20 protein-coding genes are annotated in these 25,589 nt (G+C 45.3%); all 20 read left to right on the top strand.

Annotated features, from left to right (window positions below; all coding sequences use genetic code 11):
- Positions 1-902: 902 nt before the first annotated feature.
- The 20 genes from BM257_RS10290 (at position 903) to BM257_RS10195 (ending at position 25,564) form a co-directional block, all read left to right on the top strand.
- Positions 903-1,289: an MmcQ/YjbR family DNA-binding protein gene (locus tag BM257_RS10290; RefSeq protein WP_092071994.1), complete on the top strand. Its 387-nt coding sequence runs from the start codon at positions 903-905 to the stop codon at positions 1,287-1,289.
- A gap of 12 nt (positions 1,290-1,301) precedes the next feature.
- Positions 1,302-1,880 carry a DapH/DapD/GlmU-related protein gene (locus tag BM257_RS10285; RefSeq protein WP_092071991.1) on the top strand — a complete coding sequence of 193 codons (579 nt, stop codon included), beginning with the start codon at positions 1,302-1,304 and terminating at the stop codon, positions 1,878-1,880.
- A gap of 16 nt (positions 1,881-1,896) precedes the next feature.
- On the top strand, positions 1,897-2,715 hold the full coding sequence (locus BM257_RS10280; protein WP_143096826.1) for a hypothetical protein: 819 nt from the start codon (positions 1,897-1,899) through the stop codon (positions 2,713-2,715).
- A 16-nt stretch (positions 2,716-2,731) separates the two neighbouring features.
- Entirely contained in the window at positions 2,732-3,775 is a 1,044-nt protein-coding gene (locus BM257_RS10275) for a TRAP transporter substrate-binding protein (protein ID WP_092071985.1), read from the top strand.
- 333 nt (positions 3,776-4,108) lie between these two features.
- Positions 4,109-6,994 (top strand): UvrD-helicase domain-containing protein, encoded by a 2,886-nt coding sequence (locus tag BM257_RS10270; protein WP_255405751.1) that lies wholly within the window; start codon positions 4,109-4,111, stop codon positions 6,992-6,994.
- 271 nt (positions 6,995-7,265) lie between these two features.
- On the top strand, positions 7,266-7,679 hold the full coding sequence (locus tag BM257_RS10265) for a lipocalin-like domain-containing protein (protein WP_092071979.1): 414 nt from the start codon (positions 7,266-7,268) through the stop codon (positions 7,677-7,679).
- A gap of 554 nt (positions 7,680-8,233) precedes the next feature.
- Entirely contained in the window at positions 8,234-9,847 is a 1,614-nt protein-coding gene (locus BM257_RS10260; RefSeq protein WP_092071976.1) for an ABC-F family ATP-binding cassette domain-containing protein, read from the top strand.
- Positions 9,848-9,892: 45 nt separating this feature from the next.
- On the top strand, positions 9,893-10,483 hold the full coding sequence (locus tag BM257_RS10255; RefSeq protein WP_092071973.1) for a nucleotide exchange factor GrpE: 591 nt from the start codon (positions 9,893-9,895) through the stop codon (positions 10,481-10,483).
- 51 nt (positions 10,484-10,534) lie between these two features.
- Positions 10,535-11,689 carry a molecular chaperone DnaJ gene (gene dnaJ, locus BM257_RS10250; protein WP_092071970.1) on the top strand — a complete coding sequence of 385 codons (1,155 nt, stop codon included), beginning with the start codon at positions 10,535-10,537 and terminating at the stop codon, positions 11,687-11,689.
- Between the two features lie 12 nt (positions 11,690-11,701).
- Positions 11,702-13,018, top strand: a complete 1,317-nt coding sequence (locus tag BM257_RS10245; RefSeq protein WP_092071968.1) for a bifunctional folylpolyglutamate synthase/dihydrofolate synthase — start codon at positions 11,702-11,704, stop codon at positions 13,016-13,018.
- 111 nt (positions 13,019-13,129) lie between these two features.
- A complete protein-coding gene (locus BM257_RS10240; RefSeq protein WP_092071965.1) occupies positions 13,130-14,218 on the top strand; it encodes an aldose epimerase family protein in 1,089 nt (362 codons plus the stop codon).
- A 32-nt stretch (positions 14,219-14,250) separates the two neighbouring features.
- Entirely contained in the window at positions 14,251-15,561 is a 1,311-nt protein-coding gene (locus tag BM257_RS10235; RefSeq protein WP_092071962.1) for an MFS transporter, read from the top strand.
- A 16-nt stretch (positions 15,562-15,577) separates the two neighbouring features.
- On the top strand, positions 15,578-16,741 hold the full coding sequence (gene galK / locus BM257_RS10230) for a galactokinase (RefSeq protein WP_092072157.1): 1,164 nt from the start codon (positions 15,578-15,580) through the stop codon (positions 16,739-16,741).
- A 147-nt stretch (positions 16,742-16,888) separates the two neighbouring features.
- Positions 16,889-18,067, top strand: a complete 1,179-nt coding sequence (locus tag BM257_RS10225) for an aldose epimerase family protein (protein ID WP_092071959.1) — start codon at positions 16,889-16,891, stop codon at positions 18,065-18,067.
- Between the two features lie 34 nt (positions 18,068-18,101).
- Positions 18,102-19,781, top strand: a complete 1,680-nt coding sequence (locus tag BM257_RS10220) for a sodium:solute symporter (RefSeq protein ID WP_092071956.1) — start codon at positions 18,102-18,104, stop codon at positions 19,779-19,781.
- Between the two features lie 8 nt (positions 19,782-19,789).
- On the top strand, positions 19,790-20,467 hold the full coding sequence (locus tag BM257_RS10215) for an NUDIX hydrolase (protein WP_092071953.1): 678 nt from the start codon (positions 19,790-19,792) through the stop codon (positions 20,465-20,467).
- Positions 20,468-20,471: 4 nt separating this feature from the next.
- Complete coding sequence (locus tag BM257_RS10210; RefSeq protein WP_092071950.1) at positions 20,472-21,170, top strand: L-ribulose-5-phosphate 4-epimerase; 699 nt, start codon at positions 20,472-20,474, stop codon at positions 21,168-21,170.
- A gap of 30 nt (positions 21,171-21,200) precedes the next feature.
- The gene (gene araA / locus BM257_RS10205) at positions 21,201-22,742 is read left to right on the top strand and encodes an L-arabinose isomerase (RefSeq protein WP_092071947.1); all 1,542 of its coding nucleotides are present in this window, start codon (positions 21,201-21,203) and stop codon (positions 22,740-22,742) included.
- 3 nt (positions 22,743-22,745) lie between these two features.
- Positions 22,746-24,347, top strand: a complete 1,602-nt coding sequence (locus BM257_RS10200) for a xylulokinase (protein WP_369821320.1) — start codon at positions 22,746-22,748, stop codon at positions 24,345-24,347.
- Positions 24,344-25,564, top strand: coding sequence for a DUF4421 family protein (locus BM257_RS10195; RefSeq protein ID WP_092071944.1), 1,221 nt, complete (start codon positions 24,344-24,346; stop codon positions 25,562-25,564). The genes BM257_RS10200 and BM257_RS10195 overlap by 4 nt, the downstream gene beginning before the upstream one ends.
- Positions 25,565-25,589 lie beyond the last annotated feature (25 nt).

The following is a 25,589-nucleotide window of genomic DNA, read 5'->3' as shown; positions in this document are numbered from 1 at the left end:
TTTTATTTGCTTATCTTTTTTAAAAACGCCTGCAAAGGTACAACTTTTTTTGCAAACAATTCTTAATTTGAGCAAAAATCTTTAGCAGTCTGTGGATTGCAACCTGCATAATCGGCAGACACTCAGGGACTTGTACCTGTCTCACTTGGAAAACAATGATGATGGCTCGGGCCTCATAAGCACCATCGCAATTCGCGATGCTGCCCTAAATGAATTAGGAGTACATCTCTTGATCTCTTTTATGACAAGAAAGCTGGGTTTCTTGCTCTGTCAAGCGACTTCGTCGATGACTGAATGATTCATTGAGGGGGAGGAAAAAGTAAAAAAAGTACTATTTTATTTGGAAGTAATCAGATAATTTCATATCTTTGCAATGTCAAAACAATGTTTTGGCTATCCGGGTAGAATCCCGAGAGGGTAAGACTTCACCGCCCCTGCCCATTTGAAAGCCGCGATTTAGCGGCTTTTCTATTTATTATATCGCATCATGAATGTCTTAACGAAATCTACTTTAAGAGCATATTTTCGCTTAATAATTATTTGTCGACTTCCTTTTAATATCATTATTTCCACGCCATTAGGATTCTGTTCAAAATATTGCCTAATGTCTTTCCCTGCTCACAGGGGGACTGTCCCTTTGTGCTCCATAATTATTTGTCGACTTCCTTTTAATATCATTATTTCCACGCCATTAGGATTCTGTTCAAAATATTGCCTAATGTCTTTCCCTGCTCACAGGGGGACTGTCCCTTTGTGCTCCCATATATGCAAACTTGGGTTGACAATGAAACTTGGAGAGCACCTGTTAGATTCGTAATACTCAAAATAATTAGAAATAGTAACAAAATAAAAGTAATGCGGAAAAAAAGCAGTACCTTTGTACCCGAAACAAGTATGTCGGTATGAACATTGAGCAGATCAGAGAGTACACGTTGTCACTCCCAGGAGTGACCGAAGACCAGGCGTTTGGTGAAGACATCCTTAATTTCCGCTTGGAAGGAAAGATATTCGTCTGCCTATGGTTAGGCGGTGGCAGGTATGATATGAAGGACGGAGTTTCAAGAATTGCCTTGAAACTGTCACCAAACAGGAATATCGAACTTAGAGAACAATTCTCTGCCGTGACGCCAGCCTACCATTGGAACAAGACGCACTGGAGCGACGTTTATTACGAAGAAATGGACGAAGCAATAGTAGAAGGGTTGATTAAAGAGTCATACCAACTCATTGCATCGAAACTTCCAAAGGCTATTCGGGCGAAGTATATAGATTTAGAAGTAGCAAAATGAAAATAAAGAACAATGACAATACAAGAATTTCGTGATTACATGGCATCGGGCAAACCCGTCATTGGAGGCGGTGAAGTCCACATGATGTTTCATAAGCTGTCACAAGAGGCTTTGCAGATAACGGCTGAGATTAACGGAAAGTATCATACTCCAGAGCAGTTGCACGATTTGTTGGAACAGCTTTGGGGACGTGAGGTCCCCAAGTCGGTAGGCGTGTTTCCACCATTCCATACCGACTGCGGTAAGAACACTGTCGTTGGCGAGCGGGTCTTCATCAACATGGGCTGCAAGTTTCAGGATCAGGGTGGTATCACCATTGACGAAGGTGCACTCATCGGTCACAACGTCGTGCTGGCTACCATCAACCATGATCTCAATCCAGCCAACCGCCAGAGTATGAGCTATGCCCCTATCCACATCGGCAAGAACGTCTGGATTGGAGCCAATGCCACTGTGCTTGCAGGCGTTACTATCGGTGATGGTGCCGTAGTAGCTGCAGGTGCTGTCGTGACAAAAGATGTTGAACCGAATACGATTGTTGGCGGTGTGCCAGCCAAGGTGATAAAAAAGATAGAGATAAAAGACAGATAAATCGGAATTTAGCAATATGAAATATCTTTTGGTATTGGTGTTTTGCATTATGTCCTGTCTGAGGGCAATGCCACAGGTGAAGTTTGTTGAATCATGGATATACAGTAACATATCTTTATCAAGAGGAGCACAAACACAGTCAGTAAAATCCATGGTGGATACAGGATGCTCATTTTGTGTCATTGATTCTGCTTATGCCACAGAAACCTTCAACATTAAGGAAAATGAATATAACAAACTAGGATACAGAAAGAAAAGGAACTACATTGTTCTTGACTCTTTGAGTTTTTGCGGTATTACTTATCGCAAAGTGTATTGCATGGTAATGGATTTGTCGGGAAAGTTTTTAGACTATGCTCCACGGTTCATCATAGGTGGGAATATCCTTATAAAAGGAGTCTGGAAATTTGATTTGAAAAACAATTCTGTTGAGCTATGTGACACCAAACGGAAACCAACAGGAACTGTCATTCACTGGAATTATTACCCTAAAAAAAAGCATGTGAATGCAATTAGACTTAAAGGTGTCATTGGAAAAGATAAGCTTAGTTTCCTCTTTGATACAGGGAGTAGACACTGTAAATTTCCCAAAGGCTTTGATGCAGGGCCAACGGAAACCGTCAGAAAAGAAAGTGCGGACGAGATACACAGCCTACAAATGGTGGAAGCCGAACTGACCAGAAATGTTCACTTCAAAATAGGCAAGTATGAATTTACTCATGATTTCTTTAATGGTCAGCATGACGATGGGGTACTGAATGCATATTCGTTCGGAGGTAACGCAGTTGTATTAAATTATAAGCGTCAAACTTTAGAGGTCGTTTTAGACAAGTAAATTCCTATTTATAAAGATGGATTTGAATAAAATTATATTTCTAATGATGCTTTGCGTCCCGATGTTCGTGGGAGCGCAGACGCTGACTTTCACAGACCACGAGCCGATGGGCAACATGCGGACGCAGGTAACTCGGCAGTTCTTCCGCCTTGTAGAGCAGGAAAGCAAGGGGCGCATCCGCATTGACCACCATTGGAACGGCGAACTTTCATCGAGCTATGATGCCTACGAGACGGTGCGCGAAGGCACGAAAGCCGACATGGCTACGGTAGTACCCGAATACGATAGCCAGCGGATGCCACTCCACCAGTTGTTCAAGAGTTTCCTGGCAGGACCCTCGGGCGAGGCACAGGTCGCACTTATCCGCAAAGCCTACAAGACGATTCCCGAACTGACAGAGGAGCTGCACCATGCGGGCATCCACCCCGTGCTCGTAGCTACGGGCTATCCCGTGGGCTTCTATAGCCGAGAGCCGATGGCAGACCTCAATGCGCTGAAAGAGCAGACGTGGCGAACTGCCAGTTTCTGGCACATCAGTTATCTGGAGAATGCAGGAGCAACGAACAAACGCATCCCCTGGGGAGAGCGAGTTTCCGATTCGCTGCGCTCCGGAGCCATCGACGGCATCATGGTGAACATAGACAGCGGATGGGACATCGGTGCCCACCGTGCCGCCCCTCACCTGTTGGTGTCGCAGGAACTTTGGTTAGGGCACATCTATTTAGTGGCGATGAACCTCGACCGATGGAATGCCCTGCCCCCGAAGGACAAGCGAGCCATCGAGCGTGCGGCAAGCAAGACCTACAAGGCGATGGGCAAGACGATGGATGAGAGTTACGAGCAGATGCTTCAGCAACTGAGCAATGAAGGCTGCACCGTACGCCGCCTCACGCACGAGGAAGTGTCCGATTTCGTCACCAACGTCCGTCAGAGCGAAGTGCAGGAACGATGGGTGAAGGAAAAAGAATCCGAAAGCACGGCAGACGTCCGCCGCGTATTCGAGAAGCTCCGTTCCTTGGTACAACATGCTCACAGGGGGACTGTCCCTTTGTGCTCCTGATGCCTTGCGTAAGGGTAAAAGGTTACTGGTAATGGGGTGTTAGTGCCTACCTTCGAGGGAGTTAGGTACGCTCTTTCAACCGTTCGGCTATAGCCAAACGACTGAACGGCTCCAGCCAAACAACTGAACGCCTATAGCCGAAAGCAAACCGCTCAAAAAACAGTCGCTGTCAGGTAGTGGGATTGTAGCACCATTGTAGCACGATAAATCCCAATCGTGCTACAGGCTCCGCCCTTTATACATCGGCATCTCAACCACATTGTAGCAGGAATAGCAGGGTTTTTGTTTTTGTTGGAGAGACGACTGGCATAATCAATATGACATTTATTAATTTTGAATGCAATAAAAGTTGTAATTATTTGGAATTTTCAAAGGAATATGCTATTTTTGCATTCAAATGAAAATCGAATGTCTTTACTTGACAAACTTTTTGGATTTAAACACATAAGAAATAATTCTGGGATAGAGAGTATTCCAGAATTAATGAAACTTGCTAAATTTGAAAACAACCTGAAGAGTCTATTAGATAAAAATTCATTTCTTGCAAGAAGAGACTATCAGTTCCTGTTGGAAGAAAATTTTGATATTTATAATCATTTCTGTACTTTAAAGAACTCAAAAACTTTAGATTATTATTGTTCACAAAATCATGTGGAAACAAAGCGAATAGACGACTTTATTGCTACATATGGAGATTTGCTGAATAAAAATAGCTCAACTACTATTAAAGAGCATAACGACAAATTCGTCTCATCTCATCTCATTTCTGAAAAAGAGTATTTAGATAATATTCTTAAAAGAGTAGACCCCAATGTCCTTCTGGATGATGAACAGAGAAAAGTTGTGCTCTCAGATGAAGATTACACATTGGTTATTGCTGGTGCAGGTGCTGGTAAGACTACCACTGTAGCTGCAAAGGTTAAATATCTAGTTGAAAAGAAACATATACTTCCTGAACAAATCCTAGTTATCTCTTTTACAAACAAAGCTGTTGGGGAATTGCGTTCAAAGATTAACAAAGCGCTGAAAATAGACTGTCCTGTAACTACATTCCATAAAACAGGATACGCTATAGTTCGTAGACAAGAAGAAGAAAGGAAGTTAGTTGTTGATGGTGGCTTTATGTTTAATGTAGTCAGCAATTATCTAAAAGGGAACATATTAGAGAATCCGGAGCTGGTTGATAAACTAATTCTATTTTTTGGTAGCTATTTTGATGCTCCTTATGAAGGAGATGATCTTAATGCGTTTTTTAATTATGTGGTAAAGGCAGACTTTTCTACAATGAAAGGTAGTATAGATGAGTACACGGAAAAGATAATCAGCCAAAGAACAGGTAGGTGTGTTAGTATTGTTCGTGAAACATTACGTTCTTCTCAAGAGGTTCGTATTGCTAATTTTCTTTTCATGAACAACATAGAGTATGTATATGAAAAACCTTATCCATACAACATTTTACGTTCTCACAAACCGTACACTCCAGATTTTACTATAACGCAAGGTGAAAAAGTTGCCTATATTGAACACTTTGGTATCACTGAAGATGGGCGGAATAATAGATATACGCAAGAAGAATTAGATAAATACAATAGGGCAATAAAAGATAAAATAGCCTTACATCAGACACATCATACAGATTTAATTTACACATATTCAAAGTATAACGATGGAAGAGATGTGTTAGAACATCTGAAAGAATTACTGATTGATCATGGATTCTCTCTTGTCCCAAGGCCTTCAAGAGAAGTCTTTGATAAAATAATAAGTACAGAAGAAAACAGGTATATAGCTAAATTGGTAAAATTAATCTGTACTTTTATTCAGAATTTTAAAACTAATGGATACACGGTTGATGAATTCTATCGCTTTAAATCTCGTTCTTCGAATGTTAGGACAAAATTGTTTTTAGACGTATGCGAACAATGCTATCATGAGTATGCTAAAAGACTAAAAGAAAAAAATGCCGTTGACTTTGAGGACATGATCAATGACTCGACAAAAATTATCAAGGAAGAGCAAATAAAGGGGAAAAAACTCGATTTCAAATACATAATAGTGGATGAATATCAAGATATTTCCCGACAACGTTTTAACCTGACAAAAGAATTGAGCAAACTTTGCAATGCAAAGATAATTGCTGTGGGTGATGATTGGCAATCTATTTATGCGTATGCAGGATCAGACATTACTTTATTTACTCATTTTAAAGAGACATTTGGATATGGACTGGAATTAAGTATCACAAAAACATATCGAAATGCTCAGGAAGTCATAGATATTGCTGGTGGTTTTATCCAAAAGAACTCATCTCAAATAAAAAAGGCTCTTATTTCTTCCAAACACATTCAAAATCCGATTGTGATAGAAACATATACAGAGGAAGTTCCTAGACAGGAATACGAAGGTAAAGGAGGTAAGTATTTTTTAATAGGAAAAACAGTAGAGAACATTATTAAACAGATTGTTATAGAGAATCCTCAATCTTCTATATTACTTCTAGGAAGATATGGCTTTGATGCGTATAATTTAGGAAAATCAGCAGATTTTATGTATGATGAGAAAACAGGTAATGTGATATCAAATGCTTTTCCACATCAGCCAATAGAATTTATGACGGTTCACCGTGCTAAAGGATTGGGATATGACAATGTAATAATTATTAATGCTCGAAATGAAGTATATGGTTTTCCTTCACAGGTTGAAGAGGATCCAGTACTAAAATATGTAATAAAAGACGACCATTCCATAGAGTATGCAGAAGAGCGAAGATTATTCTATGTTGCTTTGACAAGGACAAAGAATCGTGTTTATATTGTAACTCCCCAAGAGCATCCATCAGAATTTGTAACGGAAATATTATTTGATTATCCTAATGTTACAGTCAATGGCGATCTTGTAATGGAAGAAACAAAGAATCCAATAGATAAGCGTTGTCCTATCTGTGGCTATCCATTACAATTACGTTATAAGAAAGCATACGGATTAAAACTTTGGATATGTTCTAACGAACCAGAGATATGCGACTTTATGACAAACGACTTAAAAGGTGGTATTCTGCCAATTATGAAATGTGATAAATGTCGTGATGGCTATATGATTGTCAAGCAGGGTAAAAATGGCAGTGATCCATTCTTAGGTTGCACTAATTATAAGCCAAATAGGAGTGGGTGTAGTAATATGATCTCAAAGAAAGATTATTTGAATCATTATAAGGAATAATTGCAGACTTCTGAGATTTATACATAGGTATTTCTGATACTTCTCTCTATAGTTCAGAAAGTGGATGATTCATAAGTTCCTGATTCAGTTCATACCGAGGACATGTATTAGCCATTGATTGACGAGTAAAGGAAGACTGAGCTCTCAACTTCTTATAAATGCCATAGTTACTGGTTCCTGGCATTTGAAAAATAAGCGAAGAAAGTTTGGTTTTCTCCTAATTTAATCGTATCTTTGCAGGTAGAAACTTAATTCAAAAAAAATTATAGCTATGAAGAACGAAACTATTTGGAGTAAGTTGATGATCGTAGTGATGATGTCACTGATGTTGGTATCATGCGGTGGTGATGACTCAGATGACGGGTCTAGAGGAAATGAACTGGTAACGAAAGCTGTTGGCACGTGGATGTGTACTTCGAGTACGGATAGTGCTCGTGGTGCTTCAGTTGATGGATTGATGGTGGGCAAACAGATTACAATTAATAATAATGGGACATATACTTCCACAGCATCTACTTTTGGCTATTCTGGTACTTACACCATAAAGGGTAACTCTATTACAGCAAAGAGTGAAAATGGTGACACATTCGTGGTAACAGTAACTATTAGTGGCGATAAGATGACGTGGAATGGAACTGCCAGCAACGGAACTTCATTCCATTATGTATTCATCAGGGAATCGTAAGTAAACCTCACATGAGGATTGTGAGAATATGTCATAGGACGGGTAAGTGACATATGAATCCGCATGATCTGTGCTCACATGGGAACTAATCCCCTTGTGAGCAGAGCAAGAATCGTCCCGATTTTAATTTATGAGGTCATCTAAAACGATAAATGCAGAAACTTCGAAACTTGTTGATAATGAGTGATTTGCATCGCTTTTTTAATAAAAAAGTGATTTAAGTGATTGTATTTTTTGTAAATCTATATATTACTAAATTAATTATCCCCATAATTATTTTTGCTATATATATAAATTCGTGTATTATAGAATCACTTAAATCACCTGATGTGGCTGAAACGCCGATAAATAAAGGCTTCAAACGAGGTGATTAAAGCCTCCAAACGAATTAATTAAAGGCTTTAAATGAATATAGAAGCAAATATGTCATGGGACTGGTAAGGGATGTAACTAACAATATCAATTTTTAGGTACACATTTTGTCTTTTCAGATAAAATGTGTACCTTTGCATCCGTTTTATGTGATAATTATATTAATAAGGTATAAGGAATATATGATAACAGTTACAAATCTCGCTATTCAATTTGGCAAGAAAACACTTTATAAGGACGTTAACCTGAAGTTCACCAGTGGTAATATCTATGGTATCATCGGCGCCAATGGTGCCGGCAAGTCTACCCTGCTCCGTGCTATCAGTGGAGAACTGGAACCCAACAAGGGTACTGTGGAGCTGGCTCCTGGCGAGCGTCTGTCAGTACTGGAACAGGACCACTTCAAATACGATGAGTTTACTGTGATGGACACAGTACTGATGGGTCACCAGCCCCTGTGGAAGAACATGAAGGAGCGTGAGGCACTCTATGCCAAAGACGAGATGACGGAGGAAGACGGCAACCGTGCCGCCGACTTGGAGATGGCTTTCGCAGAGATGAACGGTTGGGAGGCAGAGAGCGAGGCAGCACAGTTGTTGCAGAACCTCGGTGTGCCAGAAGGACAGCATTACAAGCAGATGGCAGAGATCTCCAATAACGAGAAGGTACGTGTGATGCTTGCCAAGGCACTCTTCGGACATCCCGACAACCTGTTGCTCGACGAGCCTACCAACGACCTCGACCTCGACACCGTACAATGGTTGGAGGAATACCTCTCTAACTTAGAGCAGTGCGTCCTGGTTGTCAGCCACGACCGTCACTTCCTCGATGCCGTATCGACCCAGACCGTAGATATCGACTTCGGAAAGGTCACCCTGTTCTCAGGAAACTACTCTTTCTGGTATGAGTCGAGTCAGCTCGCCCTTCGTCAGCAGCAGAACCAGAAGATGAAAGCCGAGGAGAAGCGCAAGCAGTTGGAGGAGTTCATCCGTCGCTTCTCTGCCAATGTGGCAAAATCCAAGCAGACGACATCCCGTAAGAAGATGTTGGAGAAACTGAATGTCGAGGAGATCACCCCATCTACCCGTAAGTATCCTGGTATCATCTTCTCGATGGAGCGTGAGCCTGGTACACAGATACTGGAAGTGGAAGGACTGAAGGCTGTAGACGCTGACGGCACCGTACTCTTCGACCATGTGGACTTCACGATAGAGAAAGGACAGAAGACTGTATTTTTGTCACATAACCCCAAGGCGATGACCGCGCTCTTCGAGATTATCAACGGTAATCGTGAGGCAGACGCCGGTACTTACAAATGGGGTGTCACCATCACGACAGCCTATCTCCCACTCGACAACACCGCTTTCTTCCAGAGTGAGATGAACCTGGTAGACTGGCTCAGCCAGTACGGCACAGGTAATGAAGTGATGATGAAGTCCTTCTTAGGTCGTATGCTCTTCAAGGAAGAGGATGTGCTGAAGCATGTCAATGTGCTCAGCGGTGGTGAGAAAATGCGTTGTATGATAGCCCGTATGCAGTTGAAGAACGCTAACTGTCTCATCCTCGACACACCTACCAACCACCTGGACCTGGAGTCTATTCAGGCTTTCAACAACAACCTGATCTCCTTCAAGGGTAATATCCTGTTTGCATCCCACGACCACGAGTTCATCAATACCGTTGCCGACCGTATCATCGAGTTGACACCTAAAGGTACCATTGACAAGCTCATGACTTACGATGACTACATCTATGACGAGGCTATTAAGGAGAGGAAAGCAGAACTGTATTCATAATCATGGCACGGAATTTGCTGTATAACCTATAAATAATATTAAGCTATGAAAGAAGAAGAAAAGAATCATCTGGAAGAGGAAGAGATTGAGAATTTAAAGAACTCTGAGAACTCCGAGAACTCTGAGAACTCCGAGAACTCTGAGAGCTCCGAGAGCTCCGAGAACTCCGAGAACTCCGAGGAGAAAGACCCTTTAGAGGCTGCACAGGAGGAGATCGAGCAGTTGAAGACACAGATACTCTATAAGACCGCTGAGTTTGACAACTACCGCAAGCGCACCCTGAAAGAGAAGGCCGAACTGATCCTGAATGGCGGCGAGAAAGCTGTCAGCGCCATCCTGCCCGTCATCGACGATATGGAGCGTGCGATGGAGAATGGAGAGAAGACAGACGACCCCGCCGTGCTTCGTGAAGGGATGGAACTCATCTATCATAAGTTCATGAAGGCACTCGAAGGACTGGGTGTAAAGAAGATAGAGACTGAGAATGCAGATTTCGATACCGACTTGCATGAGGCTGTCGCTATGGTACCTGGAATGGGTGACGACAAGAAAGGCAAGGTGATTGACTGTCTGCAGACAGGTTATCAGTTAAACGAAAAAGTAATTCGCCACGCCAAAGTGGCAGTAGGACAGTAAGATGTCTGATGTAAGATGTCTGATGTAAGATGTAAGAAGTAAACGTAATCTATGGCACAAAAAAGAGACTATTACGAGGTGCTTGGCGTTGATAAGAACGCTACAGAAGACCAGATCAAGAAGGCGTATCGCACCATCGCCATCAAATATCACCCCGACCGCAATCCCGGCAACAAGGAAGCTGAAGAGAAATTCAAGGAGGCAGCCGAGGCATATGACGTATTGCACGACCCACAGAAGCGTCAGCAATACGACCAGTTTGGATTCAACGGACCGCAAGGCGGTTTCGGAGGATTCAATGCCACCAGTATGAATATGGACGACATCTTCTCGATGTTCGGCGATATCTTTGGCGGTCGAGCAGGTTTCGGCGGCTTTGGCGGCAGTTCCCATCGTGGTCCTCAGCAGCATCGTGGTAGTGATCTTCGCCTGAAGGTTCGTCTTACCCTTGAGGAGATCTCCACTGGTGTCACCAAGAAGTTCAAGGTCCGCAAGGACATCCCCTGCTCTCACTGTCATGGTACTGGTGCGGAAGATGGCAGTGGCACAGAGATCTGTCCGACATGTCACGGAAGCGGTGTGATCACCCATACCACACAGAGCATCTTCGGAATGATGCAGACTCAAGGCACCTGTCCCAACTGTAACGGTTCCGGTCATGTGATCAAGAACAAATGTCGTCAGTGCGGCGGTACTGGTGTTGAGAAAGGTGAGGAAGTCGTTGAGATCAAGATTCCCGCAGGTGTGGCAGAGGGTATGATTATCAATGTTCCAGGCAAAGGAAACGCCGGACACAACAAAGGTATCAATGGTGACATCCAGGTGTTTGTCGAAGAGATAGAGGACGAGCGTTTCATCCGTGATGACAACGACCTTATTTATAACTTGCTACTCGATTTCCCGACAGCCGCACTGGGTGGCGACGTAGAGATACCTACCATACAAGGTACTAAGCTGAGAGTCAAGATGGAGCCGGGCACACAGCCTGGTAAGACGCTCCGACTGAGAGGTAAGGGACTACCTGCCGTACAGGGTTATGGCCGTGGTAACGGTGACCTGGTCGTCAATGTCAGTGTCTATGTCCCGAAAACTTTAAGTCGTGAGGAGAAGGAAGCTATTGAGCGTTTCAAGCACAGCGATCATTTCCAAGGAGACGCCGCTACCAAGCGCTCTATCTTCCAGCGTTTCAAGAACTATTTCAATTAATCCGCTTTCACCATGAATTACCAAGAGACCTGCGAATATCTTTATCACCAAATGCCCATGTTCGAACGACAAGGGGCAACAGGATATAAGGAGGGCTTGAGTAATACATGGACATTGGACGAGCATTTCGGACATCCGCATCAGCAATATGCTACCATCCATGTGGGTGGAACCAACGGAAAAGGTTCTGTTTCCCATACCCTTGCCGCCTTCTTACAGGAATGTGGCTATCGTGTGGGACTGTATACTTCCCCCCACCTGGTGGACTTCAGGGAGCGTATCCGTGTCAACGGGGAGATGATTCCTGAGGAATATGTGATAAACTTCGTAGAACAGGAGCGTGGCTTTTTTGAGCCCCTCTCCCCTTCTTTCTTTGAGGTGACAACGGCACTTGCCTTTAAATACTTTGCCGACAAGAAGATAGATGTCGCCGTCATAGAGGTCGGACTGGGTGGACGACTTGATTGTACGAATATCATTACCCCCCTCGTCTCTGTCATCACGAATATCAGTTTTGACCATACCCAGTTCTTGGGCGACACCCTTGCGAAGATTGCCTCAGAGAAAGCTGGTATTATTAAGAAAGGTGTCCCCGTAGTCATTGGCGAGACCCATGAGGAGACACGTCCTGTCTTTGAGAAGAAAGCCCAGGAGACAGGTAGTGACATCTTATTCGCTGATGACAACCCAGAGGTTCTCAATGCGACTCCCCTTGCAAATGGCAAGATGCACTATACCACCCGTCATTGGGGAGAGATAGAAGGAGAACTAGGAGGTATCTACCAGGAGAAGAACCTGAATACTGTTTTTGCGGTATTGAAGGTGTTGTCCCGGAAAGGATTCCTGTCCGCATGCTCCACACCACAGAGTCATGAGCAATTCAGGAAGGAATTGGCTGACGCTCTGGCTCATGTCTGTAAACTGACGGGACTGACTGGTCGCTGGCAAGTTGTCAGCGAAGCCCCATTGACTATCTGTGACACTGGACACAATGTCGGAGGATGGACATACCTGAGCCAACAGATAGCACAAGTGGAGTGTGCCAAACGCCATATCGTGTTTGGCATGGTGGAGGACAAAGATATCAATCAGGTGCTGGATATGTTACCCAAAGACGCTTGTTACTATTTCACACAGGCTGCCACCAAACGCGCCATTAATGGAAGTGTCGTAAAGACGATGGCTGCCCAGCACGGACTATCTGGAGAGTGTTATCCCACTGTGGTTGAAGCATATAGAGCTGCCAAAGAGGCAGCAACCCTCAAGGATTTCATCTTCATTGGAGGCAGCAGCTATCTGGTGGGCGATTTCCTGAAAAAGTGCATTTAGTTGTTTTTAACACTCCATTAAACGTTTTTTTCCTCGTTTCTTTCGTTAAATTCGTTTTTTTTTGGTTACTTTGCATGTTAGATACATATATGTAACTAAAAACAATCAATTATGGCGAACACAACCGAAAATGCGAATTTGTGTGGTCTGAACCGTAAAGATTTTCAGACCACTATCAATGGTAAGAAAACAGACTTGTACATCCTGCGTAACCGCAAGGGCTATGAAGTGGCTATCTCTAACTATGGAGGTGCCATTTGTGCTATTATGGTACCAGACAAAGATGGTAAGGTCGCTAACGTCATCCAGGGACATGGTAGTATCCAACAACTCACCAGTGGCAAAGAGCCTTATCTTTCCACGTTGATCGGTCGTTGGGGCAACCGTATCTGCAAGGGACAATTCACACTGAATGGCAAAGACTATCAATTAGCACTGAACGATGGTCCAAACCACCTGCACGGTGGTACTGTGGGATTCAATGCCAAAGTATGGGACGCCCGTCAGATGGGACCTCGCTCCCTGGCTTTGCATCGCAAATCCTCTTATGGTGAGGAAGGATTTACTGGTGAATTGGATGTTACAGTAGAGTTTACCTTCACTGACGAGAACGAGTTGGTGATTGAATATCTTGCCACCACTAATAAAAAGACTATTGTCAACCTGACACATCACGCTTTCTTCAGCTTGGCAGGTACTGCAGATCCTACTCCCACTATCGAGGACCAGATTTGCGAGATCAATGCAGACTTCTATCTTCCTACTGACGCTACAGCTATTCCAACAGGTGAGATCCTGAAGGTAGAGGGTACCCCATTCGATTTCCGTACCCCGAAGTCTTTTGGTCAGGACATCAATGCCGATAACGAGCAAATTAAGTTCGGAAAAGGCTTTGACCATAACTATGTACTCAACAAGCGTGAAGAGGGAGAACTGAGCTTTGCCGCCAAGATCACCGAACCAAAGAGCGGTCGTACGATGGAGTGTTACACCACAGAACCGGGTCTGCAGCTCTACACGGCAAACTACGCCAGTGGCTATAAGGGTGCCAACGGATGCACCTTCCCATTCAGAAGCGCGGTATGTCTGGAAGCACAGCACTTCCCCGATACACCAAACCGTCCCTACTTCCCATCTGTAGTCCTTAATCCTGGTCAGCAATACAAGCAGAAGACAGTATATAAGTTTGGCGTGGAATAAAGGACCATAACCATTAATTAGTATATATAAATATGAGTAATCAAAAACAGAATGGAAGTATCATTGCCATTATCACAATGATGTTCCTCTATGCCATGATTGCGTTCGTCACCAATCTGGCAGCGCCCATCGGTGTCGTGATGAAAAACGACCCTGAGGTAGGTGGCTCTAACATGCTTGCCATGTTAGGTAACTTTATGAATTTCTTCGCCTATCTGTTCATGGGTATCCCTGCAGGTAAGATGCTGACACGCATCGGCTATAAGAAGACGGCTCTTCTTGGTATTTTGGTAGGTTTCATCGGTGTTACCATCCAGTGGATTTCTGGTTTCGAGGCACTGGAAGGTTATCAGGACAACACCATTTACCTGTTGGGTGCGTTTGTATCAGGTCTTTCCGTCTGCTTACTGAATACCGTCGTCAATCCCATGTTGAACCTGCTGGGTGGCGGTGGTAACCGCGGTAACCAGTTGAACCTGATGGGCGGTACGCTGAACTCACTCTCAGGAACACTGACCCCCATGCTGGTAGGTGCCCTGATTGGTACAGTGACCAAGGAAACAGACTTTGTACAAATCAACCTTGTTCTGTATATTGCGATGGCTGTCTTTGCTTCCGCGTTTATCGCACTGGCACTTATCCCCATCAAAGATCCAGAGATGGGTAGGGTTACCGCTGCCACAACGTTCGAGCACACCCCATGGTCGTTCCGCCACTGCACACTGGGAGTCATTGCTATCTTCTTATATGTTGGTGTAGAGGTCGGTATTCCTGGAACACTGAATTTCTATATCGCTGACACCACAGAAAAAGGCGCGGGATTACTTGCTAACGCTGCTGCCATCGGTGGTTTCGTTGCAGGAACCTATTGGCTCCTGATGCTAGTCGGTCGTCTGTGCTCCAGTTTCATCGCTGATAAGGTTTCATCAAAGACCATGATGACGGTGACCAATGGTATGGGAATGATCCTGATCCTTTTGGCAATCTTCATTCCTAAGACCGTCATGACATCAATGCCTTTGTTCACTGGCTCTTCATTCGAAATGACAGAGGTTCCTGTCAGTGCTATGCTGCTGGTTCTCTGCGGTCTGTGTACCTCCATTATGTGGGCTTCTATCTTTAATCTTGCCACAGAAGGATTAGGTAAGTACACCGCACAAGCCTCTGGTATCTTCATGATGATGGTTGTCGGTGGTGGCGTACTTCCATTGATTCAGAACTATATTGCCGACAATACTGGCTATATGATTAGTTATTTCGTACCCCTTCTGGCTATGGCGTATATGTTCTGGTACGCTCTTATTGGCTCAAAGAATGTGAATAAGGACATTCCTGTGGATTAAAACAAAAATTATTATGATGGATATTGAATTTGTAAGAAGCCGTTTTATCAAGCATTTTGATGGTAAAACAGGAAATGTATATGCCTCACCGGGTCGTATCAACCTGATTGGTGAGCACACTGACTATAATGGTGGGTTTGTATTCCCTGGTGCCGTAGATAAGGGTATCATGGCAGAGATGCGTCCTAACGGGACTGAAGATACAGTGATGGCATATGCCATTGACCTCAAAGACCGTGTGGACTTCAAGCTCTCCGACCCTAATGGGCCAAAGGCTTCATGGGCACGTTACATCTATGGTATCTCCTTGGAGATGAAGAAATTAGGAGTTCCCGTAAAAGGTTTTAATATTGCCTTTGCCGGTGACGTACCTCTTGGTGCGGGAATGTCATCCTCTGCCGCTATGGAGAGTTGTTTCGCCTGTGGTCTGAACGACCTCTTCGGTGACAACAAAGTCAGCCAATGGGATATGGTTCTTGCAGGACAGGCAACAGAGCATAACTATTGCGGTGTAAACTGTGGCATCATGGACCAGTTCGCCTCTGTATTCGGAAAGGCAGGTTGTCTGATGCGCCTTGACTGCCGCTCCCGCGAGTTTGAGTATTTCCCCTTCAAGCCCGACGGCTACCGTCTGGTATTACTTGACTCTGTTGTAAAGCATCAGCTGGCAGGCTCCCCATACAACGATCGCCGCAACTCCTGCGAGAATGTTGTTAAGCATATTGCCGCCAAACATCCAGAAGGTAAGTATGAGACCTTACGCGACTGTACTTGGGAGCAGTTAGAGGAAGTGAAGGCAGAAGTTGGTGACGAGGATTACAAACGCGCTAAGTTCGTCCTGGGTGAGAAAGACCGTGTCCTCGCTGTCTGTGATGCTCTGAACGAGGGTGACTACGAGAAAGTAGGAGAAATGATGTATAAGACCCATGAGGGACTCTCAAAAGACTATGAAGTCTCTTGCGAGGAGCTTGACTTCCTGAATGACATCGCAAAAGAGAACGGTGTTACTGGTTCACGTATCATGGGCGGCGGTTTTGGTGGTTGCACCATTAACTTAGTACGTAACGACCTTTATAAACAGTTTATCGCTGATGCCAAGCAGAAATTCAATGCTAAATACGGACATGAACCAAAGGTTTATGACGTGGTCATTGGAGATGGCTCCCGTAAGCTTTGTTAAATAGCTGATTCGCTAATAAAGGTTAAATATATAGCCTAAAGTGTAAAAATAACACTTTAGGCTATTTCTTTTCATTGTTATATCAAAAATAAGTAGTAACTTTACACACAAATTACTAACATATATAATATCTAAAACATACTAACAATGAAGAAACTAATGAAAACTATGATGGGATGTGGTATCGCATTGACCATATTCTCCGCATGTGGTTCGAAGACCGAGTCAACATTGACATTATCTGGTCTTGATCCAGCAAAATTTGACACTATCATCAACGAGAAGCCTGTAAAGCTTTACACGCTAAAGAACCAAAATGGTATGGAAGTCTGTATCACCAATTACGGTGGACGAGTCGTCAGTTTGGTGGTACCAGACAAAGACGGTAAGCCTACGGATGTGGTATTGGGCTTTGACAATATTGCCCAATATGCAGATACTTTGAACTCACCCTCAGACTATGGTTCTTCTGTTGGTCGTTATGCTAATCGTATCAAGGATGGTAAGTTTACACTGAACGACTCCACCTACCAGTTAAAGAAAAACGATGGTCCCAACTGTCTTCATGGCGGTGGGACAACAGGTTGGATGAATCAGGTATATGACGCAGAGCAGATTGGTGACTCTATCCTGAAACTGACCATTGTGGCAGAAGACGGTGAGAACGGTTTCCCAGGTAAGGTGACAGCTGTCACCACGTATAAAGTGACATCCGACAACACATTAGATATGACATGGGAGGCAGAGACAGACAAGCCAACCATCATCAATCAGACCAACCACAACTACTATAATCTGAGCGGTGATTTCACACAGCCAGGATATGACATGATATTGTATGTGAATGCAGACAATTTCACACCCAGCACCAAGCTTTATATCCCGACAGGAGAGATCAAGTCTGTAGAGGGCACACCAATGGATTTCCGTACTCCTCACGCCCTTGGCGACAGTATTCAATCATCTTTCGATCAGATTCAGAATGCTACAGGTTATGACCATAACTTCTGCTTAAACACCTATAAAGACGGAAAGGGAGATGATACACAAGTATGTGCCAGCCTCTATTCCCCCAAGACAGGCATCTTCATGGAGATGTTCACCAATGAGCCCGGTGTTCAAGTATATTCCGGAAATTTCCAAGGTGTTGGTCGTGATGCTGAGATTATCCGCAAACACGGACTCAAGTATCCCAAACATGTCAGCGTATGTCTGGAGAGTCAGAAATATCCTGACAGTCCTAACCAGAAAGACTGGGCACAGCCTGTGCTGAACCCTGGAGAGAAATACTATAGCCACGCCGCTTATAAGTTCTCTGTGAAATAAATAACAAATCATAACATAGAAAATAGTAAATAATATGGCATTATTAGACTGGATTGTCATTGGCGTTTTCTGCTGTGCGCTGATTGGTATTGTAGTATGGGTCGTTTCACAGAAGAACGACAACTCGGCAGATTATTTCCTGGGTGGTAAAGATGCAACATGGATTGCGATTGGTGCATCCATCTTTGCGTCGAATATAGGTTCAGAACACCTCATTGGACTGGCTGGTGCCGGTGCTTCGTCAGGTATGGCGATGGCACACTGGGAGATCCAGGGTTGGATGATCCTGATTCTGGGCTGGGTCTTCGTACCTTTCTACACCCGCTCCATGGTGTATACGATGCCTGAGTTCCTTGAGCGTCGTTTCAACAAAGAGTCACGTACCATCCTGAGTGTCATCTCGCTCATCTCTTATGTGCTGACCAAGGTTGCCGTAACAGTATATGCTGGCGGACTCGTATTCCAGCAGGTCTTTGGCATCAAGGAGCTCTGGGGTATTGATTTCTTCTGGATTGCCGCTATCGGTCTGGTGCTTATCACCGCCCTTTATACCGTATTCGGTGGTATGAAGAGTGTGCTCTACACCTCTGTGCTCCAGACACCTATTTTATTATTAGGCTCACTCATCATCCTGGTATTAGGACTGAGAGCACTCGGTGGATGGGATGAGATGATGGCAACATGCTCCATCCAGACCGTCAACGAGTATGGCGACCACATGACCAACCTGATGCGTGATCTGCGCGATCCGCAGTATCCTTGGTTGGGAGCATTGGTAGGCTCCGCTGTCATTGGATTCTGGTACTGGTGTACAGACCAGTTTATTGTCCAGCGTGTCCTTTCTGGTAAGGACGAGAAAGAGAGTCGTCGTGGTACTATCTTCGGTGCCTATCTGAAGCTCTGTCCCGTATTCCTGTTCCTTATCCCTGGCATGATAGCCTATGCGATGTCTACCAAGGGTATCACACTCCCCAATGGTGAGGTATTTACACTGTCAACTCCTGATGCTGCCTTCCCCACCCTTGTGGCAAAGATTCTGCCTGCCGGTGTGAAAGGTCTCGTTGTCTGCGGTATCCTTGCCGCCCTGATGTCATCACTGGCTTCCCTGTTCAATAGTTCAGCGATGTTGTTCACCATCGACTTCTGGAAGCGTCTGAAGCCTGAGACCCCTGAGAAGCAGCTTGTCCGTATCGGTCAGGTGGCTACAGTGGTCATCGTGATTCTTGGTATCTTGTGGATCCCTATCATGCGTTCTGTTGGTGATGTACTTTACAACTATTTGCAAGATGTACAGTCGGTACTGGCTCCTGGTATCGCCTCAGCCTTCCTGCTGGGTATTTGCTGGAAGCGTGCCTCCGCCAAAGGTGGTATGTGGGGACTGCTCTCAGGTATCATCATCGGTCTGACCCGTCTGGGTGCCAAGGTTTACTACAGTAATGTAACAGATGCTGCCGACAACTGGTTCAAGGCAGTATTCTACGACTTCAACTGGCTCTATTTCTGTGGAGTCATGCTGGTTGTCTGCTGTCTGATTGTCATCATCGTCTCCCTCTGCACCGAGGCTCCTGACGAGAAGAAGATCCAAGGTCTGGTATTCGGTACCTCTACCCCTGAGCAGATTGCCGCTACCCGTGCCAGTTGGAACAAATGGGATATCATCCACACCATCATTATCCTTGGCTTTACTGCCGCTTTCTATATCTATTTCTGGTAAGATAAGAGATGACATCTTTCTATTTAGAATATCAAAAGATATACGTGTCTGTCGACTGTATCATCTTCGGTTTTGACGAAGGCAAGCTGAAGATACTGATTGGCAAGCGTAAGATGGATCCTGGTCGAGATGAATGGAGTCTTTACGGAGGCTTCGTTCACATCGACGAGAGTGTTGATGACGCTGCCAACCGAACCCTCTTCGAACTGACAGGAATGCGTAATATCTATATGCGACAGGTCGGTGCTTTCGGAGACATCGACCGTGACCCTGGAGAGCGTGTCATTTCCATCGCCTATTATGCACTGATCAACGTAAAGAACTATGACAGCCATTTACTTCAAGAGCATGGTGTAGAATGGGTGAATATAGAGGAAATGCCTCCGCTCTATTCCGACCATCGTGAAATGGTCAACAAAGCCCGTATGATGATGAGAGAAAAAATCAAGACAGAGCCTGTCGGTTTCCGTCTGCTTCCCAGTCTTTTCACCCTCACCCAGTTGCAGCGTCTCTACGAGGCTGTCAACGGCGAGGAACTTGACAAGCGTAATTTCCGTAAGCGCGTCAAGGAAATGGATTTTATTGAGAAGACGGAGTTGATTGACAAGACAAACTCCAAACGCGGTGCTTTCCTCTATCGCTTTAACAGAAGAGTATACGACGAAGATCCCAACTTTAAATTATAATATTATGTTAGAAGAACTGAAAGAAAAAGTATTTCGTGCCAATCTTGACCTCGTGAAACACAATCTTGTGATTTACACATGGGGCAATGTATCTGGTATTGATCGTGAGAAAGGCTTAGTAGTCATCAAGCCTTCAGGTGTTGAATATGACGTGATGAAAGCATCCGACATGGTCGTTGTCGACCTGCAGACAGGTCAGGTTGTAGAGGGAGACCTGAATCCCTCGTCCGACACCCCCACCCATTTAGTATTATACAGGTCATTCCCTGAAATCGGTGGTGTGGTACACACCCACTCTACCTATGCGACAGCATGGGCACAGGCTGGCAAGGACATTCCCAATATCGGTACTACCCATGCTGACTATTTCCATGATGAGATTCCCTGTACTTTCGATATGACAAAAGACCAGATGGCGGAATATGAGTACAACACTGGTGTGGTCATTGTCAACCGCATCGAGGCAGGTAATATCAATCCCGTCCACACCCCCGGTGTATTGGTCAAGAACCATGGTCCTTTCTCTTGGGGAAAAGATCCTGACAATGCCGTTTATAACGCTGTCGTCATGGAACAGGTTGCCAAGATGGCATTTGTCTCCTTCTCGGTCAATCCGGACACGACTATGAATCCCCTGCTCATCGAGAAGCATTTCTCTCGCAAGCACGGACCTAACGCCTACTATGGACAGAAGAAAAAATAAACAATAAAACCAAAAGTAACTAACAAAACAATGACAAAAGCATTTAATAATTATGAGATATGGTGGGTAACTGGTGCCCAGCTGTTATACGGAGGTGACGCTGTCGTACAGGTGGACGGTCACTCCAAGGAGATGGTAGAAGGTCTGAACAACAGCGGTATCATCCCTATTAAGGTAGTATATAAAGGAACGGCAAACAGCTCGAAAGAGGTGGAAGATGTCATGAAAGCTGCCAATAACGACGAGAAGTGTGTGGGTATCATCACATGGATGCACACCTTCTCACCTGCTAAGATGTGGATCAAGGGTCTGCAAGACTTACAGAAGCCGTTGCTTCATTTCCACACCCAGTACAATGCGGAGATCCCCTGGGAGACGATGGATATGGACTTTATGAACCTCAACCAGAGTGCTCATGGTGATATCGAGTTCGGACATATCTGTACTCGTATGCGTGTTCCCCGTAAGGTTGTTTGCGGCTATTGGAAGGATGCCGCTGCCCAGAAACAGATTGCCGTCTGGGCACGTGTCGCCGCCGGTGTTGCCGATGCCAAGAACGTACGCTGTCTGATGTTCGGTATGAACATGAACAATGTTGCCGTCACGGATGGTGACCGTGTGGAGTTCGAGCAGCGTCTCGGCTATCATGTCGACTACTACCCCGTCAGTTCCATGATGGACTACTGGAAGAAGGTCACCGACAAGGAGGTTGACGAGCTCGTGGAAGTCTATAAGAAAGAATATACCATTAAGATTGACGAGAGTGGCGAGGAGGTTTACTGGCAGAAAGTCCGTAATGCCGCCCGTGCAGAGATAGCCCTTCGCCGTGTCCTGAAAGACGAGGGAGCCACCGCGTTTACCACCAATTTCGATGACCTTGGTGATGCTGATATCAACCAGCCAGACTTCTGTGGTTTCGACCAGATTCCGGGTCTTGCCTCCCAGCGTCTGATGGCTGAGGGTATTGGTTTTGGTGCAGAGGGCGACTGGAAGACCGCTTGTCTCTATCGCACCCTTTGGGTCATCTCACAGGGACTGCCTACTGGTTGCTCGTTCCTGGAGGACTACACCCTCAACTTCGCCGGCGACCGCAGCTCTTGTCTGCAGAGCCACATGCTCGAGGTTTGTCCGCTGATCGCTGTCGACAAACCCAAACTGGAGGTTCACTTCCTCGGAATTGGTATCCGCAAGCAACAGACCGCCCGTCTGGTATTCACTTCCAAAGTAGGACGTGGCATCAAGGCTACAGTGGTTGACCTCGGCAACCGCTTCCGCCTGATCTCTCAGGAAGTAGAGTGCATCGAGCCGAAACCCATGCCTAACCTGCCTGTCGCCTCCGCTTTGTGGGTTCCACAGCCGACCTTCGAGATTGGCGCCGGCGCATGGATCCTCGCTGGTGGTACACACCACAGTGCTTTCTCCTATGATATCACCGAGGAGTACTGGGAGGACTTCGCCGAGATTCTTGGTATCGAGTATGTCAAGATCAACAAGGACACGAAGACCTACGAGTTCAAGCAACAGTTGCAAAGCAACGAAGTATACTATATGTTAAACAAAGCATTGCGTTAAACTATGGATATCAAACAAGCAAAACAAACGATAGAAGCTGGTAAGGCGACTCTCGGTATCGAGTTTGGCTCTACCCGTATCAAGGCCGTCCTCATCGACGAGCAGAACAAACCCATCGCACAGGGAGCTCACGAGTGGGAGAACCAACTCGTTGACGGACTGTGGACTTACTCCATTGATGACATCTGGCAGGGACTCCAGGACTGCTATGCTGACCTTCGGAGAAGTGTGAAGAACCAATACGAATGTGAGATCACAAACCTTGCCGGCATTGGTTTCTCCGCTATGATGCACGGCTATATGGCTTTTGATGAGAACCAGCAGATCCTGGTGCCTTTCCGTACCTGGCGTAATACGAACACTGGCAAGGCTGCTGCCGAGCTCAGCAAGCTCTTCAACTATAACATCCCCCTCCGTTGGAGCATTAGTCATCTCTACCAGTGTATCCTTGACAACGAGAAGCATGTCAAAGACATCAGGTTCCTCACCACATTGGCAGGATATATCCATTGGCAGGTAACAGGTCAGTTTGTCCTTGGTGTCGGTGACGCCTCTGGTATGATTCCCGTTGACCCCGCCACCAAGTCTTACGATGCGGAAATGGTCAAAAAGTTCGATGAGCTGGTAAGTTCGAAGAACTACCCCTGGAAACTGTCAGACATCCTTCCTAAGTCACTGAGTGCAGGAGAGGATGCTGGTTTCCTGACACCCAAAGGTGCCTCGATGATTGACACCAGCGGACACCTGAATGCAGGTATCCCTGTCTGTCCTCCAGAGGGTGATGCCGGAACAGGTATGGTGGCAACCAATGCCGTCAAGCAGCGCACAGGAAATGTCAGCGCCGGTACCTCCTCCTTCTCAATGATCGTCTTGGAGAAACCACTGAGCAAGCCTTATGAGATGATTGACATGGTGACGACACCTGATGGTTCTCTCGTGGCAATGGTACACTGTAACAACTGCACCAGTGAGCTCAACAACTGGGTGAAGATGTTCCGTGACTACGAGCAACTGATTGACAAAGTACAGGAGAAGCACCTGGTTTATCAGGTATTGTATACCCATGCTCTCCTCGGTGACCCCGACTGTGGTGGTCTCGTCGCCTACAACTATATCTCTGGTGAGCCCGTGACAGGTATTGCAGAAGGTCGCCCGATGATCCTCCGCAGTCCTGATGACAATTTCACCCTTGCCAATGTCATGCGTGCTGAGCTCTATTCTTCCATCGTCGTACTGAAGATCGGTAATGACATCCTTCTTAAAGAGGAGAAGATCAAGGTGGACCGTCTCACAGGACATGGTGGTCTCTTCAAGACCAAAGGCGTAGGACAGCGTTTCCTCGCCGCCGCACTCAACACCCCCATCTCCGTTATGGAGACTGCCGGTGAGGGTGGCGCATGGGGTATCGCCCTGTTGTCGGCATTCCAGACCCGCAACCCACAACATCTGTCTCTCGAGGATTATCTGGAGCAGGTTGTCTTCGCAGGCAACAAGGGAACATCAGTTGCCCCCATTGCCGAGGATGTTGCCGGCTTTGAGAAATATACCGAGAACTACAAACGTTGTCTGCCCGTAGAACAAAGTGCCGTTGACCATAAGAAATGATTGGTAAACGGATCATATCTGTCATGATGCTTAGTGCCTTCACGGCACTAGGCATTCATGCCCAAAAGGATTCATGGCTCTCCCGCAATCTGCGGAAGGGCATGAATTATATTGACTCCCTCTGGGAGAACAAGGCTGACCCCAATTATATTGAGGTACCTAAAAAGCCTTGGCGTGTCGTCGTCTATCCTAAAATCAACGAGGTATCCGTAAGAATGAATTCCGATTTCGATTTCAACAGTATCAATTCAGAGATATGGAAAGACGCGACTCAATTATCATGGTCCATGCATATCAATCCACCACTGGCTACATACCTGGGGGTATGGGTCGGTTATCGTGGATTAGGTATCGGCTATTCCTTCCCTTTAATCAGGAATGCGGGACGCTACTGGACGGTGAGCTCAACAGGTACCAACTACGGACTCATCTTCAGTCTGCGACGTTTTAAGACACAGGACATCAAACTTGATGCCCATGCAAGATTTTATGATGCAGAGATGGATGAGAAAGGGGTGCCCTATCAGAGCTACGCTCCCATCTGGGTCCGTTCCGTTTTTATCGACGGTTATTATGTATTCAATGGGAAACACTATTCGCAGGACGCTGCCTACAATCAGTCCGTCATCCAGCGACGCTCAGCAGGTTCCCTGCTCTTAGGACTCTCTTGGTACCAGTCGTCTCTTGATTACTCTGACAAGTTGAACGGTGAGTTCGTCGCTGCAGCCAACAATATCGGTAAAATCAAGGTCCAGCAGGCAAATATCGGTGTCGGTTACGGCTACAACTGGGTTCCAGCCAGAGGATGGTTATTCAACATCATGATTATGCCAACCATCAGTGTCTATAACCGTGTGAAGGTGACCAAGTATGACAGCAATTACGAGTTCATGGAATCGTCTGATAATATAGAGGATTATGGCACATGGAATGCTGAGACACATCAATGGTCGAATGGTAAGGCGAAGAAACCCATGCCTATAGATGAAAAAGACTTATCCTGGCAGAATGATGTCGAACTGTGGGAGACGGGTGAGGAAATCAAGAAGACCCGCTGGAAACTGAATATCAACGGACGCGCCGGTATTACCTATAATACCAAGAATTTCTTTGTGAATGTCTATGGACAGGTACACCGTTTCACCTATAACCACGACAATACGAATGTGAAGATGTACGACTGGTATGTCAACACCCAATTCGGTATAAGATTTTAAACCTACAACAACAATAACTAAAATG

It is taken from the genome of Prevotella sp. tf2-5 (genome assembly GCF_900115435.1).
Lineage (GTDB): Bacteria > Bacteroidota > Bacteroidia > Bacteroidales > Bacteroidaceae > Prevotella.
The sequence above is the reverse complement of the archived record's forward strand: the minus strand, read 5'-3'. Positions and strand labels throughout refer to the sequence as shown.